General features: G+C 36.7%; 1 protein-coding gene. It reads left to right on the top strand.

Annotation, left to right across the window (positions count from 1 at the left end):
* Positions 1-126: 126 nt before the first annotated feature.
* Positions 127-278 (top strand): Dps family protein (locus tag SB660_RS20080; protein ID WP_410584053.1); only part of this gene is annotated, 152 nt, incomplete at its 3' end.

Raw genomic sequence — 278 nt, 5'->3', positions numbered from 1 at the left:
CATTCCACCTCCCGTTTTTTAACAATTGTAGCATAATAGAAGAAATCGTGACAGATAAGGGTAAAAAAGAGGTTTTCGCGTACGATATTAAGGGTATACATAGTCATATAACAAGGAGGAGATACCATGTCAGAACAATTGATTCAAGCAGTGAACAAACAAGTAGCCAACTGGACAGTCATGTATGTGAAACTACATAATTATCACTGGTATGTGAAAGGAAAAGATTTCTTCACTCTTCATGAAAAGTTTGAGGAGCTGTACAATGAAACGGCAAC

This window comes from Bacillus sp. SIMBA_005 (assembly GCF_046535585.1).
Classification (GTDB): Bacteria; Bacillota; Bacilli; order Bacillales; family Bacillaceae; genus Bacillus; species Bacillus pumilus.
This window is presented reverse-complemented; position numbering and strand designations above follow the sequence as displayed.